Below are 14,553 nucleotides of genomic sequence, written 5' to 3'. Positions count from 1 at the left end.
GCCATTCGGATTTGGTTGCTCATCTATCTGGCTGTCACCCTCGCGGGTGCGTTGTGCTGTGGCGAGCGGTGGTGTGCCCGCGCCGACCCGTTCGAGGTGTACAGCGTGGTGGCGTCACGACTGTCGCCGCTGCGCCGCAATCCCGATGCGAGGATTGCGATCGGCAATCCGTTCGACCACCTGCCGTCGCTGCCGGTGCGGCCGGGCACCGTGACGTTGCTCGCCGTGTTGCTGGGATCCACTGCATTCGACAGCTTTTCGGCGATGCCGCAGTGGCGCGGCTTCGTCGACACGCACACCTCGTCGACGGTCACGTCGACGCTGATGCGCACCGCGGGGCTGCTGATGTTCGCAGGCGTCGTGGCCGCGACGTTCTGGCTGGCGGCTCGAACGACCGGTGGGGTCGACGCGCAACGGCGCCGCGAGCTGCCGGGGCTGATGGCGCATTCGCTGATCCCGATCGTGATCGGCTATGTGTTCGCCCATTACCTGACGTATCTGGTCGAGCGCGGCCAGCAGACCGTCATCCTGCTGCTTGGCCTTCGCGACGCGGAGGTGGCCTACGTGCTGTCGATGCACCCGTCGGTGCTTGCCACCATCAAGGTCGGCTGCGTGGTGGCCGGGCACGTCGCGGGCGTGATCGCGGCGCACGATCGGGCGCTGCGACTGCTGCCGGCCGGTCACCAATTGACGGGACAGCTGGCGATGATGCTGGTGATGGTCGGCTATACGTTCACCGGCCTGTATCTGCTTTTCGGTGGGTAGTGCCCCGCTAATTGACGATAGTGTGACTCTGTGCCGGGCAATGATTACCTGGAGCAGGCGTTGGCCGGCGGGTCGCCGCAGCGTGTCGGCTGGTTCCGGTTCTACTTCGACGACGAGCGCTGGGAGTGGTCGGAGCAGGTGCAGCACATGCACGGCTACGAACCGGGCACGGTGACACCGACCACCGAGCTGGTCCTGTCCCACAAGCATCCCGACGATTACCGACAGGTCGCCGCGACGCTCGACGAGATGCGCCGCACCCACAAGACGTTCTCCACGCGGCATCGCATCATCGACACCTTGGGCTCGGTGCACTCGGTGGTGGTCATCGGCGACCAGCTCTACGACGACGACGGCGAGCTGATCGGAACGCACGGCTTCTACGTCGACGTGACGCCGTCGGAGCTGCACGAGGAGTTGGTCAACGCCGCCGTCGCCGAGATCGCCGAGAGCCGCGCGTCGATCGAGCAGGCCAAGGGCATGCTGATGCTGATCTACCGAGTCGATGCCGATGCGGCGTTCGATCTGTTGAAGTGGCGCTCCCAGGAGTCCAACGTCAAGCTGCGCATCCTGGCCGAACAGCTGCTTGCCGACTTCCGCGAACTCACCTACGAAGAAACCCTGCCTGCACGGTCGACCTTCGACCACCTATTGCTGACCGCGCATGAGCGGGTCGACGCCGCAGGGCCTGGCTAATACCGTTGACCTATGCGGGCACTCATCATCGTCGACGTCCAGAACGACTTCTGTGAGGGTGGTTCCCTGGCAGTGACGGGCGGGTCCGCCGTGGCCCGCGGGATCACGCAACTGCTCGCGAGCCATCCCGGGTATGCGCACGTCGTGGCGACCAAGGACTTCCACATCGATCCCGGTGAGCATTTCTCCGACGATCCCGACTACACGGTGTCCTGGCCGCGGCACTGCGTGGTTGGCACGCCGGGTGCGGACTTCCATCCTCAGTTCGACGCAGGCACCGTCGAAGCGGTGTTCCACAAGGGCCACTACTCGGCGGCCTATAGCGGCTTCGAGGGCACCGACGACGACGGCACAGCGCTGGCCGACTGGCTGCGCCAGCGCGGGGTCGACGAGGTCGACGTGGTCGGCATCGCCACCGACTACTGCGTGCAGGCCACGGCCGCCGACGCCGCGAAGGCGGGCTTCTCCACCCGGGTGCTGCTGGACTTGACGGCGGGCGTCGCACCGGAGTCGACGGCCAAGGCCGTCGAGGATCTGCGCACCGCGGGCGTCGAGGTCGCTTAACCGGCGGTCGGGTCCACCGGCGTGCCCGTCCACACCGGCGCACGCCGTTGCGTGTATGCGCGCACACCTTCTCTGGCGTCGTCGTGACCCATGACCTGTAGATGGATGTCGGTCTCGCGGGCACCGACGGCGGCGCGGTCGAGTTCGAACGAATCCCACAGCAGCCGCTTGCTGGCGGCCACCGACATCGGCGCGGTGTTCTCGGCAATGTCGTGCGCCAGCTCGAGCGCGGCGGGCAGGACATCGTCGGCGTCAAGAACGCGGCTTCCAAGCCCAAGCGCAACTGCGCGGTGCCCGTCGAAAGTGGCTCCGGTCAGCAGGATTTCGGCGGCGTTGGAGATGCCGACAAGCCGCGGCAGGATCCAGTGCGAGTACGCATCGCCGACGACGCCCCTTCTGACTTGGACGACGCCGTAGGACGCGTCGGCCGCGAAGAACCGGATGTCGCATTGCAGGGCAAGCGTCAGACCCAGTCCGAGCGCATGCCCGTTGACGGCGGCGATCACCGGCTTGCCAAGCGTCCACGCCGGCACGTCGATACCCGCCGCACTGAAACCGGGTCCTGGCTCTGCGAAGGTGCGCTCACCGGCGGTGAGGTCGGCGCCCGCGCAGAACGCCGGCGGTGTGCCTGTCAGGACGACGGCACGGACACCGTCGTTACGGTCGCAATCGCGGTATGCGTCGGCCAGCTCCTCACGCATCCCGTCGCCGACGGCGTTGCGCTGCCGCGGCCGGTTGAGCGTGATGGTGGCCACGCCGCGATCGACCGTGAGCAGCAACGTCCGGTATTCAGGCAGGTTGGCATTGCTGGGCATTGGGTACCTCCGGTGCGAGAGGAAAGAGCGGCGGCCGCCACGTATTGTCGCCTTGGTCAGTGCCCAGTCAGTCTGGGTTCGTCTGCATTCGTCTGGAGCACGCACTTTGGCCCGCACCGCCCACTCGGAGGTTCCGCCCACCCCAGCCGGACCGGAGATCTGGCCCGGCAAGGCCTACCCGCTTGGCGCGACATACGACGGATCCGGCACGAATTTCGCGGTGTTCAGCGAGGCCGCGGACCTGGTCGAGCTGTGCCTGTTCGACAACGGCAACGAGACCAGGGTGACGCTGCCCGAGGTCGACGGGTTCGTGTGGCACGGCTTCATCCCCAACATCGAACCGGGCCAGCGCTACGGCTACCGCGTGCACGGCCCCTACGATCCGCGGGCAGGCCAGCGCTGCAACCCGAACAAATTGCTGCTCGACCCCTACGCCAAGGCCATCGACGGCACTTTCGACTGGAACCAGTCGCTGTTCGGCTACAACTTCGGCGACCCCGACAGCCGCAACGACGAGGACTCGGCGGCCAGCATGCCGAAGTCGGTCGTCATCAATCCGTTCTTCGACTGGGGCGTCGATCGTCCGCCCGGCCACGAATACGCCGACACGGTGATCTACGAGGCACACGTCAAGGGGCTCACCCAGACGCATCCGGGCATCCCTGAGCAGATCCGGGGGACGTACGCTGCCGTCGCCCACCCGGTGATCATCGAGCACCTGAAATCGCTGGGCGTCAATGCAATCGAGTTGATGCCGGTACACCACTTCGTCAACGACTCGACGCTCATCGAAAAGGGTCTGAGCAACTACTGGGGCTACAACACCATCGGATTCCTGGCGCCCGACCCGAAGTACAGCAGCAGCACCACCCCCGGCGGGCAGGTCCAGGAGTTCAAGGCGATGGTCCGCGCCCTGCATGAGGCCGACATCGAGGTCATCCTCGACGTGGTCTACAACCACACCGCAGAAGGCAACCACCTCGGGCCGACGCTGTCGATGCGCGGCATCGACAACGCTGCCTACTACCGCCTGGTCGACGACGACAAGCGGTACTACATGGACTACACCGGTACCGGCAACAGCCTCAACGTCGGCCACCCGCACTCGCTGCAGCTGATCATGGACTCGCTGCGGTACTGGGTGACCGAGATGCACGTCGACGGGTTCCGGTTCGACCTGGCCTCGACACTGGCGCGCGAGTTCTACGACGTCGACCGGCTGTCCGCGTTTTTCGAACTCGTGCAACAAGATCCGACAGTGAGCCAGGTCAAGCTGATCGCCGAACCGTGGGACGTCGGCCCAGGCGGATATCAGGTCGGCAACTTCCCGCCGCAATGGACGGAGTGGAACGGCAAGTATCGCGACACCGTCCGTGACTATTGGCGCGGCGAGCCTGCCACGCTCGACGAGTTCGCATATCGGCTGACCGGCTCGGCCGATCTCTACGAGCGCACGGCGCGCCGGCCCGTCGCGTCGATCAACTTCGTCACCGCCCACGACGGGTTCACCCTGCGCGACCTGGTGTCCTACAACGAGAAACACAACGAAGCCAACAAAGAGGACAACCGCGACGGCGAGAGCCACAACAGGTCATGGAACTGCGGGGCGGAGGGGCCGACCGACGATAAGGCGATCAACGCGCTTCGCGCCCGCCAGCAACGCAATTTCCTTGCCACACTGCTGCTTTCGCAGGGCGTGCCGATGATCTCGCATGGCGACGAGCTCGGTCGCACCCAGCGGGGCAACAACAACGTCTACTGTCAGGACAGCGAGCTGTCGTGGATCGACTGGGCGCAGGCCGACTCTGATCTGATCGAGTTCACCAGGACGGTGTCGGCGCTGCGCACGGCACACCCGGTGTTTCGGCGGCGACGGTTCTTCTCCGGTCGCCCTGTGCGACAACGCGGCACGCCTGGCACGCCCGACATCGCGTGGTTTGCGCCCGACGGAACAGAGATGACCGGCGAGGACTGGGAAAGTGGGTTCGCCAAGTCGGTGGCCGTGTACCTGAACGGGCAGGGCATCCCTGATCTCGATGTACGCGGGCAGCGGGTCACCGACGACTCTTTTATGCTGTGCTTCAACGCCCACCACGAACCGATCGAATTCGCCCTGCCTCCAGTCGACTTCGGTGTTGCGTGGCAACCGGTCATCGACACGGGGGCCGACGTGGCAACCGACGGCGAGCCGAAACCGATTGCCGCAGGCGAGACGGTGACGGTCGATGGCCGTGCGGTTCTGGTGCTGCAGGCCTCGACGCTCTAGGTCACTTCAGGTCACTCGACGACGGGGAACAGCGAATCTCCGTCCTCAGGGGTGCCGCTGATCTGACCGCGGTCGGTCCCGTGGTCCTCCGGGTCGATGTGGTCCATCCCCACACCGGTATCCGACGCCGGCGGCGAGACGTCCGGCTCCTCCGCGGCCAGCTTTTCGTCTAGAGATTCGCCGTCGGGTTCCTCTGCGATCTTGTCCGCGGCGGCCCAGTCCTCCGGCGGGTCGACGACTTCGTCACCGTCGTCGTTGCGCACCTCGTCGGCGTCGAGCGCTTCGCTGGGACGCAGGGTGTCGTCGATGCCGCCCGTGTCGTTGGGCGAGTCGTCGAATTCGGGGTTAACGCGTTCCACCCTCCAGCGGTTGCCCACTCGCCGGCTTGTTAAACGCCCGCTGACCCGACGATGCCGGGGTTTGGTCTCAGAAGTGTTGCGCGCCAGCATCCTTACTGCTTGACTTCCACTCTCCGTACCAGGCCGTATGGTACGGTTAGCCGCTGTAGCAACCGTGGCCGCTGCGCTGGCACCAGAGTTTCTCAGCTGTGCCGCCGGCCGGGCGGGCCGGAGTAGGAGCCGAAGAGCGGCGGCGCCCTACCTGGCGGCCACGGTTGCCGCTTTTGTGCAGAGCCCCCAAAGCGGCAAGTGGTCATTGCTTTGCCAAAATAATTTCCGCGAGTGTCAGTTGCCAGGGTCTGCAGTCGCCGTATGCTGCCCAGCATGGCGCCGGCGCGCGGTGCTGGCCGCCGTTTGTCGGCCGACGATTGGATCCAGGCCGGATTCGCACTTTTAGCGGATAGCGGCCCGAACGCGCTGCGAATCGAGCGGCTCTGCGCACGGCTGAACGTGACCAAGGGCAGCTTTTACTGGCACTTCACCGATATGGCGGCGTATCGCGACGCCGTCGCCGAGGCGTGGGGCAGTCTCCAGGACGAGCGTCGACGCTCCTTCGAGAATATGCCCGACGTCGATCCCCGCGAACGCCTGGCGATCATGATGCGCACGCTCGTCGGTCCCGAGCACTGGGCCCTTGAGCGGGCCATGCGCGTGTGGACGCTCACCGACGAATCGGTGCTGGCAAGCGTCCAGCGAAGCGACCGGCGCGTCCTGAAGGCGGTGTGGCAGGCGTTCGTCGACTACGGCTTCTCGCCTGAGGAGGCGGGGCTGCGCTCGACGGTGATGTTCGCGGCCGGCCTGGGTCTGCTGCATGCGGCCGGTTCCAGCGGCGACGCACCCCCCGAACTGCGCGAGGGTTTCTTGGACTTCATCCTGCGCCCTTAGACGGTTCCAGCCCGGTCTTGCTGTCGAGATACTGCAGCAGGTCATGGGCGGCCAGTTCGATGTCCTTGTGCCGCCATTCGGACGCCCGGTAGACACAGGCGATCAGCCCGGTCCGGTGCAGGCGTCGAAAGTCGCCGTATACGAACGCATATCGAGCCTTGGTGTGGTCCTTGGCGCCGTCGGTCAGCCCGAGGTGCCACTGCAGGTACTCGTCCCATGAGTGCGATTCGAGGTAGGCGTTCTGCGCGTCCGCACGGGGCTGCGCCTCTCCCCAATCGCTGTCGAGAACGTACTGGCGGGCGTCGATCAGTGAGCGCGCCTTCACCACCGCGGCTTCGTTGAGCAGGTAGGAGGCCATGCCGTCGATTGTCCGCCCCACCATGCACGATGGTCGCCGATGTCCGAGACTGATGCGCATGTTCTCACTGGACGGTAGGTCGGTGCTGGTCACCGGCGGCAGCAAGGGAATTGGCAGGGGCATCGCATCCGTGTTCGCGAGCGCGGGAGCGCACGTGGCCGTCGCGGCCCGGTCCGTGCAGGACATCGATGCGACGGTCAGCGCCCTCGATGGGCTCGGCACCGGCAAGGTCATCGGAGTCGCCGTCGACGTGACGAGCCGCGATTCCTGCACCACGATGGCGCAGACCGTGGTCGACGCGTTCGGCGGGCTCGACGTGTTGTGCGCCAACGCCGGGATCTTCCCCGACGCCCCGCTGAAGACGATGACCCCGGATCAGCTTGCCGAGGTGCTCGACGTCAACGTGAAGGGAAACATCTACAGCGTGCAGGCCTGCCTGGACGCATTGATCGCCTCCGGCAGGGGCCGGATCATCCTCACCTCGTCGATCACCGGTCCGATCACCGGGTTTCCCGGATGGTCGCACTACGGCGCATCGAAGGCCGCGCAGCTGGGTTTCATGCGGACCGCGGCGATCGAACTGGCTCCGCACCGGATCACCGTCAACGCGGTGCTGCCAGGCAACATCATGACCGAGGGCCTCGCGGATCTCGGTGAGGACTATCTGGCCGGCATGGCCCGCGCGATTCCCGCCGGCGCGCTCGGGTCACCGGAGGACATCGGCTACACCGCGGCGTTCCTCGCAAGCGACGAGGCCGGCTACATCACCGGCCAGGCCATCGCGGTCGACGGCGGCCAGGTGCTGCCCGAATCCCCAGACGCCGTCTCACCGTAGGGGCCTCCGGATAGATACCTCTGAAACAGAGGTATCGTCGTTGGGGTGGAGACCCGCACCGACCTGGCCACCGAGCTGTTTCACGTCGTCGGCCGGTTCCGTCGCCAGCTCAGCCGGACAGGCCGAGGGTTCGACGCGACCGGTCTGACACAGTCGCAAGCCGAACTGCTGCGACTTGTCGGACGCCAGCCGGGCATCTCGGTCCGCGAAGCCGCGACCGAGCTGGGCCTGGTGCCGAACACCGCGTCCACGTTGGTGTCCAAGCTCGCCGCCGATGGGCTGCTGATCCGCACCGCCGACGCCGACGACCGTCGAGTGGGCCGGCTGCGGCTGACCGAGCCGGCCCAGCACATCGCCGACGAGTCGCGCGCCGCCCGGCGGGCCGCGCTGGCGGCGGTGCTCGACGAGCTTGACGCCGATCAGGTCGAAAGCCTCGCAAGCGGCTTGAACGTCCTCGCCGAAATGACCCGCATGCTGCACGAAAGCGAAACGCGAGAGCTTCATGAACCAAACTGAGCCGCCGTTGGCCATAGATTGCCGCCACCTCACCCACTCCTACGGCCACTTCACCGCCGTCGACGATTTCAGCCTGCAGGTCAGAGCCGGTGAGACCGTGGGACTGCTCGGCCCCAACGGCGCCGGAAAGACGACCGTCGTGCGCGTGCTCACCACCCTGACGCCGGTCCAGCATGGCGAGGTGTTCATCTTCGGCCTGGCCGCGCGCCGCGACACCATGGACATCCGGCAGAACATCGGCTATGTGCCGCAACAACTTTCGATCGAGTCCGCGTTGACAGGACGGCAGAACGTCGAGTTGTTCGCGCGCCTGTATGACGTGCCGCGCCGCGACCGCGCCGACCGCGTCAACGAAGCGCTCGAGGCGATGCAGTTGCTCGACGTTGCCGACGGGCTGTCAGGCACCTACTCAGGAGGCATGGTCCGCAGGCTCGAGCTGGCGCAGGCGTTGGTGAACCGGCCGTCGCTGTTGCTCCTCGACGAGCCCACAGTGGGCCTGGATCCCATTGCCCGCGATGGTGTTTGGAGCCAGGTGCACCGCATGCAGGCCGAATTCGGGATGACGGTCCTGCTCACAACGCACTACATGGAGGAGGCCGACGCGCTCTGCGACCGGGTGGCGCTGATGCATCACGGGCGGCTGCAGGCGATCGGTTCGCCCGCCGAGTTGAAGCAGACCGTATCCCCCGGCGCCACGCTGGAGGACGTGTTCCGCCGTTACGCGGGTTCGGATCTCGGTGAGGACACCTCCGACGGCGGTGTGCGAGCCGTCCGGACGAGCAGAAGGACGGCGCGCCGTGTCGGTTGAGCCGAACGTCTCGATCACCCTGGTTCGGGCACCACGGGGGTGGCGCCGCATCCGGGGAATGATGCTGTTGGTCGGCGCCTTCTCACTTGTCGAGTTGCAGAAGCTGCGCCACGACCGCACCGAACTCGTCACGCGCCTGGTGCAGCCCGCGCTGTGGCTGCTGATTTTCGGCCAGACGTTTTCCCGGTTGCACGTCATCGACACCGGAGACGTGCCGTACCTTGCGTTCCTCGCGCCGGGGATCATCGCCCAGTCTGCGCTGTTCATCTCGATCTTCTATGGCATCCAGATCATCTGGGACCGAGACGCCGGCATCCTGGCCAAGCTGATGGTCACGCCGGCACCGGCGTCGGCTCTGGTGACGGGGAAGGCGTTCGCGGCAGGACTGCGTTCGGTGGTCCAGGTCATCGGCGTGGTGGCACTGGCATACCTGCTCGGTGTGTACATGACCCTCAACCCGCTGAAAATCCTTGCCGCGATGGGTGTCGTGGTGCTGGGCTCGGCATTTTTCGCCTGTCTGTCGATCACGCTGGCCGGCCTGGTGCGCAACAGGGACCGATTGATGGGCATCGGCCAGGCCATCACGATGCCGTTGTTCTTCGCATCCAATGCGCTGTATCCCGTCGAGGTGATGCCGCAGTGGCTGCGCTGGTTGTCGGCCGTCAACCCGCTCAGCTATGAGGTCAACGCGCTGCGCGGGCTTCTGATCGGCGCCGAGACCAACGCGGTGCTCGACGTCGCGGTGCTGGCGGTGGCCGCGGTGGCCGGCATCATCGTGGCGTCGGTGTTGCTGCGACGGCTGGTGCGCTAGCCGTCTTCTTGCCGAGTGTGCCCGTACCGCTTTGACTGTGCGTCCACTGCGCCGAGTGTGTCCCCACGGCGCATACGCTCGACAAATCCTGCAGCACAGGCACACTCGATACAGCCATCGCACAGCCGACCGTAGTCGCGACGCGCTGCCCGCGGTGCTCTGATGTTCGTCGTGCAAACCTAAGAGCCCCATTGCATCCCAGTCAACGAGCCGGGACACTACCCGCCGTCTTGGGCGCGGACAGGTCGTAGACCGTCGCGTCACCGACCGTGGTCGACCGGAATGACGCCGACACCCACGCCGCGATGTCCGCGTGGCCCCGGTTCGGCCGAGCCGGTGCATGTCCGCGGTTGTTGACGACGACGTAGTAGGCCACCTTGTGCTGGGCGACGTCGTCCTGAAACTGCTCGAGCGTAGGCGTCGGGTCGGTGCCGGAGAACCCTCCGATCGCCATTACCGATGTGCCACTGCCCAATTCGAGGCTTGCGGCGCTTGACGACCGGTTGATCGCCGCTGACCACGTCGTCCCGCTGCCTTTCAGGATCGCGTCGAGGCCCGGGTTGTCGTCGCTTTGGTCGAACATGTGCGACCGAGCGGCCACGGCCGGACCTACCGTCGGTCCACCACCGTGGTGCGGCTGGCCAATGGTGGCGATCGCATATGCAGCGGGTCCGGCCAGCGCGCCGATCAAGCCTGCGCTCACCGCGGCCAGCGCGAATCCCCGCCGGGCGGACCAACGGCATGCGAGCATCACCGCGGCAATGGCGGTCACCGCCAGGATCGTCCATCGCAGTTGCGGCAGCCACCCGCTGTTACGGCCGAGGATCCACCACGCCCAGAGGCCCGTGCCGAGCAACATCGCCGCGAGAACCCGTAGATTCCACCACATCTCGCGAACGCCCATCGCGAACAGTGCCGCGATCGCCGGCGCGATGGACAGGCTGTAGTACGGGTGGATCATCCCGTGCATGAAGCTCAGCACCACGCCGTCGACCACCAGCCAGCCGCCGAACATGATGGCGGCGGCGCGCACCATATCGGTCCGCGGCTCGCGGCGCCGCGACAGCATCACCAGCACGGCTGCCAGCAGCGCGACGGGCACCAGCCAGCCGATCTCGAAGCCGAACTCGCCGGAGAACAACCGCGACCAGCCCTGCGATTGTGCGCCGAAAGCGTCAACGGGCTTATCGACGTCGAACCCGCCGTGGTTGCGCCCGAGGACGCGGGCAAAACCGTTGTAGCCCAACACAAGATTCATGAAGTTGTTGTCACTCGATCCGGCGATGTAGGGCCGAGACGACGCAGGCCACATCAGGGTCAGCAGCACGAACCAGCCAGCCGACACCACGAACGCGGCCGCGGCGCCGAGTACGTGAAGTATCCGGTTACGCAGCGTGGTTGGCGCGGCACAGAGGTAGGCGGTGGCCAGCGCGGGCGCCACCATCAAACCCTCGAGCATCTTGGCCAGGAACGCAAAGCCAAGCGCGACACCGGCCCACGCCAGCCATTTGGCGCTGGCTCCCGGCAGCGCCCGCACTGTGCAGTACGCCGCCGCGGTCATCAGCAGGACCATCACCGCGTCCGGGTTGTTGAAGCGAAACATCAACGTGGCCACCGGTGTCAGGGCAAGTACTGCGCCCGCGAGCAATCCGGCGCACGGACCGCAGACGCGGGCGACGGCGCCGTAGAGCAGTGCTACGGCGCCGACGGCCATCAGCGCCTGCGGGACCAACATGCTCGCGCTGCTGAATCCGAATACCTGCCCGGACAGCCCCATCACCCACTGCGAGACCGGCGGTTTGTCGACGGTGATGAAGTTGTGCGCATCCAGCGAACCGAAGAGCAGTGCTTCGAGATTCGTCGAACCCGCCTGTGCCGCAGCGGCATAGAATTGATTGCCCATTCCGTTGATGGTGATGTTCCACAGGTAGGCCACCGCGGTCGCGGTCAACATCACCGCGAGGCTGGCCCTGCGCCACGTCGTTGTTGTCACACCGCCAGTCAGGCATTACTACCCTGCGTGAAGCTGTGAGGAGCCGGCGAGAGTGCTGCGGGTTGCCCGCAACGCATCGGCCAGCGTCCACACCGAGATGCCCAGCAGCGCGATGTCCTTCATCAGGAACCCACCATCGAGCGACAGCGCGGGGAACCCGCCCTCGGACGCGACGAAGACGCCCGGCGTGGTGAACAGGAAGCTGATCGTCGCGACGAACAACGCGATCGCGAGCAGGCTGCCGAAGGCCGACACCTTCGGCCACCACGGTTTGACGACAAGTAGCACTGCGGCGGCGATTTCCATCACACCAAGCAGGGCCGAGAACGTGTAGACGGAGAAGATCTCGTATAGCCAACTCATGAACGGGCTTTCGGAAACCAGCGGCTGAATGCCCTGCGCTTCGTAGTTCATGAACTTCAGGCCGCCGTACCAAAACAGCACGATGGCCAGGCCGTAACGCGCGGCAAGGCCTGCGGCGGTATCGATGGTGTTCTGTTGAATGGATTTGATCGAGTATGTGGTCATGTACGCGTAGTGCCGCCAAGAGCGGCGAGCGTTACGCCACGGCGACCCTTTCGCGTTGCATCACTTCCGCCGCCGCCCGTTCACCGGAGCGGACAGCACCATCCACCCATCCGCACATGACCGCTGAGCTCTCGGTTCCTGCCCAGTGGATGCGGCCGCACGGTTCCCGCAACGCATGCCCGAACTCGGTCAGCACCCCCGGGGGTGCGTGGCTGAGCATGCCTCCTCCGGAGTAGCGCTCAGTGGTCCAGCATTGCTCCACGTAGTCGACCGGCGAAGCGGCCCTGTCACCGAATCGGCCGACGAGTTCGGCCAGGATCGTGCGCCTGCGCTCGGTCTCGTCGAGCCGGCCGATCTGCCGCGCGATCGGCCCCTCGACGATCACGCAGAGAACGCCGGGCCGTGGCGCATCGGTGGACGCATCGATCGTCACCGTCGCGGGCGACCCGGGTGCGGCCGACTGCCCAGACAGCCCGTCGTTACGCCAGAACGGCTCGTCGTAGACGATGTTGATCTTGTAAATCGCCCCGCTGGGCATGCGTTGGTGCAGGAACGACCGGTCCACCGGCAGCATCGGCTCGTAGAGGATCTGACTCGCGATCGCGATCGGCACCGCGACGATGACCCGCTGCGCCCTGACGGTCATGTCGTCTGAGCGGACCGTCACCCCCTCGGCGTCCTGGTCGATGCGCCGCACCGGCTGTGACAGGTGCAGCGAGTCACCGAGTTCGGCGGCCATCGGCCGGTACACCGCGCCCATCCCGCCGACGATCCGGGAGTCCTGGGCGCCGTCCTTGACGCCCAGCAGAAAGCCCGGTCCGCCACCGGAGGCCATCTGGTACAGCACGAACAGCATCGAGACTTCCGAAGCGGCCGACGTGTAGCACCCCGCCAGCGCCGTCTCGAGCAGATCGTGTGCAGCCTTGGAAACCGTGTTGCTGCTCAGCCACTTCGCGAGCGTGATCTGGTCCCACTTCTCGGCGTTCTTCGCTTCCCACGGCGCCTCGAGCGGAATCGACTTCGACATTTGCCCCAGTTCGAGGAAGACCGCGCCGAGATTGGCCGACACCCACGGGCTCATTGTCAGCGGGATCGTGCCGGAGTAGCGGTGCTGCTTGCCGTCGACGATCATCATCGACTTGCCGTCGACGAACTGCTTGTAACTTCGCGCGCCGAACTCGGTCATCAATGCCTTGATGCGATCCTGGCCAGGCCCTACCCAGGCCCCGCCGCGGTCGATCCACACGCCGTCCTCTCTGACCTCGGTGAATGTCCGGCCCCCGATCCGATCACGGGCCTCCATCACCGCCACCGACTCGCCCGCCTGCTTCAGTCGCAGAGCGGCGGTGAGCCCCGCAAAGCCTGCCCCAACCACGCAATAATTAACGTCCGTCATAATTGCCACTGTCCGCTCCACTTATGGCGGGCGTGGAGTTTTGTTACTTTCAGCTGGCAAATTCCGATACATGCGTGTTGGGACTTGCCTGGCCCGCCCTAGATAGGGGACTAATGCGTAACTTGCTCAAGACTGTCATCGCGCTGATGGCGGTCGCCGTGCTGTCGGTAACTCTGACCAACGTGCTGTCTCCGTCTTCCAAGACGCGGAACTACCCGGTCATCGAGACCGCCGCGATCGGATCGATCGGCTTCGCCGACTCCGACATGTGGGGCTACGGTCCCGACGACGTCAACCATGCGCTGGACCTGATGGTCGCCACAGGCGTGCAGAGCGTGCGAATCCTCTTGCCGTGGGCGGGGATTCAGCCCGATCCGAACACATGGAACTGGGGCCAGGCCGATCTGCTGGTGAACTCGGCCAACGCGAGGGGCCTCGGCGTTGTCGGCATCCTCAACTCCTCACCGGGCTGGGCGGCCGTGCCGGGCACGCTGCAGTTCGCGGGCCCGCCGACGAACATGGCTACCTACGGTGACTACGCGGCCGCGGTGGCAAGCCGCTACGCGGGCCGGGTGCAGGCCTACGAGGTGTGGAACGAACCCAACTCGATCATGTTCTGGGCGACCGGGGCGCAGGGTCCCGACGCCGCGCTCTACACCGAGTTGCTCAAGACGGCCTACCCCAGGATCAAGGGAGCCGATCCGGGCGCCACCGTCATCGGCGGCGTGCTCGGCTGGGTGGTGTCCTTCGGATCGCTCACGGTGGATCCGGTGGTGTTCCTGCAGCGGATGTACGACGCGGGCGCCGCAGGCAGCATGGACGCGTTGTCGTTTCACCCGTACCACTACGGCATCAAGTTCTCCGCGGGACGCGGCGTGGCCAACTCGCCGATGACGCAACTGGAGGCCATGCGCGGGCT

13 protein-coding genes and 3 pseudogenes are annotated in these 14,553 nt (G+C 65.9%); 10 read left to right on the top strand and 6 right to left on the bottom strand.

Annotation, left to right across the window (positions count from 1 at the left end; translation table 11 throughout):
* The 3 genes and pseudogenes from VFH65_RS21550 to VFH65_RS21540 form a co-directional block, all read left to right on the top strand.
* Positions 1-765 (top strand): annotated as a pseudogene (locus VFH65_RS21550) (hypothetical protein); the annotation flags it as partial.
* 30 nt (positions 766-795) lie between these two features.
* On the top strand, positions 796-1,461 hold the full coding sequence (locus VFH65_RS21545; protein ID WP_353324085.1) for a PAS and ANTAR domain-containing protein: 666 nt from the start codon (positions 796-798) through the stop codon (positions 1,459-1,461).
* A gap of 12 nt (positions 1,462-1,473) precedes the next feature.
* On the top strand, positions 1,474-2,025 hold the full coding sequence (locus VFH65_RS21540; RefSeq protein WP_353324084.1) for an isochorismatase family protein: 552 nt from the start codon (positions 1,474-1,476) through the stop codon (positions 2,023-2,025).
* On the opposite strand, the gene VFH65_RS21535 is transcribed toward VFH65_RS21540, so the two are convergent.
* Complete coding sequence (locus tag VFH65_RS21535) at positions 2,022-2,840, bottom strand: enoyl-CoA hydratase/isomerase family protein (RefSeq protein ID WP_353324083.1); 819 nt, start codon at positions 2,838-2,840, stop codon at positions 2,022-2,024. The genes VFH65_RS21540 and VFH65_RS21535 overlap by 4 nt on opposite strands.
* A gap of 106 nt (positions 2,841-2,946) precedes the next feature.
* Between VFH65_RS21535 and glgX the strand changes: the two genes are divergently transcribed.
* Positions 2,947-5,106: a glycogen debranching protein GlgX gene (glgX, locus tag VFH65_RS21530; RefSeq protein ID WP_353324082.1), complete on the top strand. Its 2,160-nt coding sequence runs from the start codon at positions 2,947-2,949 to the stop codon at positions 5,104-5,106.
* A gap of 11 nt (positions 5,107-5,117) precedes the next feature.
* On the opposite strand, the gene VFH65_RS21525 is transcribed toward glgX, so the two are convergent.
* Positions 5,118-5,465: a hypothetical protein gene (locus VFH65_RS21525; protein WP_353324081.1), complete on the bottom strand. Its 348-nt coding sequence runs from the start codon at positions 5,463-5,465 to the stop codon at positions 5,118-5,120.
* Positions 5,466-5,828: 363 nt separating this feature from the next.
* Here VFH65_RS21525 and VFH65_RS21520 point away from each other — a divergent pair, with 363 nt between their 5' ends.
* Positions 5,829-6,389: a TetR/AcrR family transcriptional regulator gene (locus VFH65_RS21520; RefSeq protein WP_353324080.1), complete on the top strand. Its 561-nt coding sequence runs from the start codon at positions 5,829-5,831 to the stop codon at positions 6,387-6,389.
* Here the strand turns inward: VFH65_RS21520 and VFH65_RS21515 are convergent.
* A complete protein-coding gene (locus VFH65_RS21515) occupies positions 6,373-6,771 on the bottom strand; it encodes a hypothetical protein (RefSeq protein ID WP_353324079.1) in 399 nt (132 codons plus the stop codon). The two genes, VFH65_RS21520 and VFH65_RS21515, sit on opposite strands and share 17 nt — an antisense overlap.
* A gap of 34 nt (positions 6,772-6,805) precedes the next feature.
* Between VFH65_RS21515 and fabG the strand changes: the two genes are divergently transcribed.
* The 4 genes and pseudogenes from fabG (at position 6,806) to VFH65_RS21495 (ending at position 9,717) form a co-directional block, all read left to right on the top strand.
* Positions 6,806-7,582: a 3-oxoacyl-ACP reductase FabG gene (fabG, locus tag VFH65_RS21510; protein WP_353324078.1), complete on the top strand. Its 777-nt coding sequence runs from the start codon at positions 6,806-6,808 to the stop codon at positions 7,580-7,582.
* 45 nt (positions 7,583-7,627) lie between these two features.
* Entirely contained in the window at positions 7,628-8,098 is a 471-nt protein-coding gene (locus VFH65_RS21505; protein ID WP_353324077.1) for a MarR family winged helix-turn-helix transcriptional regulator, read from the top strand.
* 55 nt (positions 8,099-8,153) lie between these two features.
* Positions 8,154-8,906 (top strand): annotated as a pseudogene (locus tag VFH65_RS21500) (ATP-binding cassette domain-containing protein); the annotation flags it as partial.
* Positions 8,907-8,964: 58 nt separating this feature from the next.
* The gene (locus tag VFH65_RS21495; protein ID WP_414688479.1) at positions 8,965-9,717 is read left to right on the top strand and encodes an ABC transporter permease; all 753 of its coding nucleotides are present in this window, start codon (positions 8,965-8,967) and stop codon (positions 9,715-9,717) included.
* Positions 9,718-9,919: 202 nt separating this feature from the next.
* Here the strand turns inward: VFH65_RS21495 and VFH65_RS21490 are convergent, their stop codons facing one another.
* The 3 genes from VFH65_RS21490 to VFH65_RS21480 are packed head-to-tail and all read right to left on the bottom strand — an operon-like array spanning position 9,920 to position 13,634.
* Positions 9,920-11,671, bottom strand: coding sequence for an ArnT family glycosyltransferase (locus VFH65_RS21490; protein WP_414688478.1), 1,752 nt, complete (start codon positions 11,669-11,671; stop codon positions 9,920-9,922).
* A gap of 57 nt (positions 11,672-11,728) precedes the next feature.
* Positions 11,729-12,238 carry a YkgB family protein gene (locus VFH65_RS21485; RefSeq protein ID WP_353324073.1) on the bottom strand — a complete coding sequence of 170 codons (510 nt, stop codon included), beginning with the start codon at positions 12,236-12,238 and terminating at the stop codon, positions 11,729-11,731.
* A 31-nt stretch (positions 12,239-12,269) separates the two neighbouring features.
* Positions 12,270-13,634: a flavin monoamine oxidase family protein gene (locus VFH65_RS21480; protein ID WP_353324072.1), complete on the bottom strand. Its 1,365-nt coding sequence runs from the start codon at positions 13,632-13,634 to the stop codon at positions 12,270-12,272.
* Positions 13,635-13,747: 113 nt separating this feature from the next.
* Between VFH65_RS21480 and VFH65_RS21475 the strand changes: the two are divergent.
* Positions 13,748-14,553: pseudogene (locus tag VFH65_RS21475) on the top strand (hypothetical protein); the annotation flags it as partial.

This window comes from Mycobacterium sp. (genome assembly GCF_035697385.1).
Classification (GTDB): Bacteria; Actinomycetota; Actinomycetes; order Mycobacteriales; family Mycobacteriaceae; genus Mycobacterium.
The sequence above is the reverse complement of the archived record's forward strand: the minus strand, read 5'-3'. Positions and strand labels throughout refer to the sequence as shown.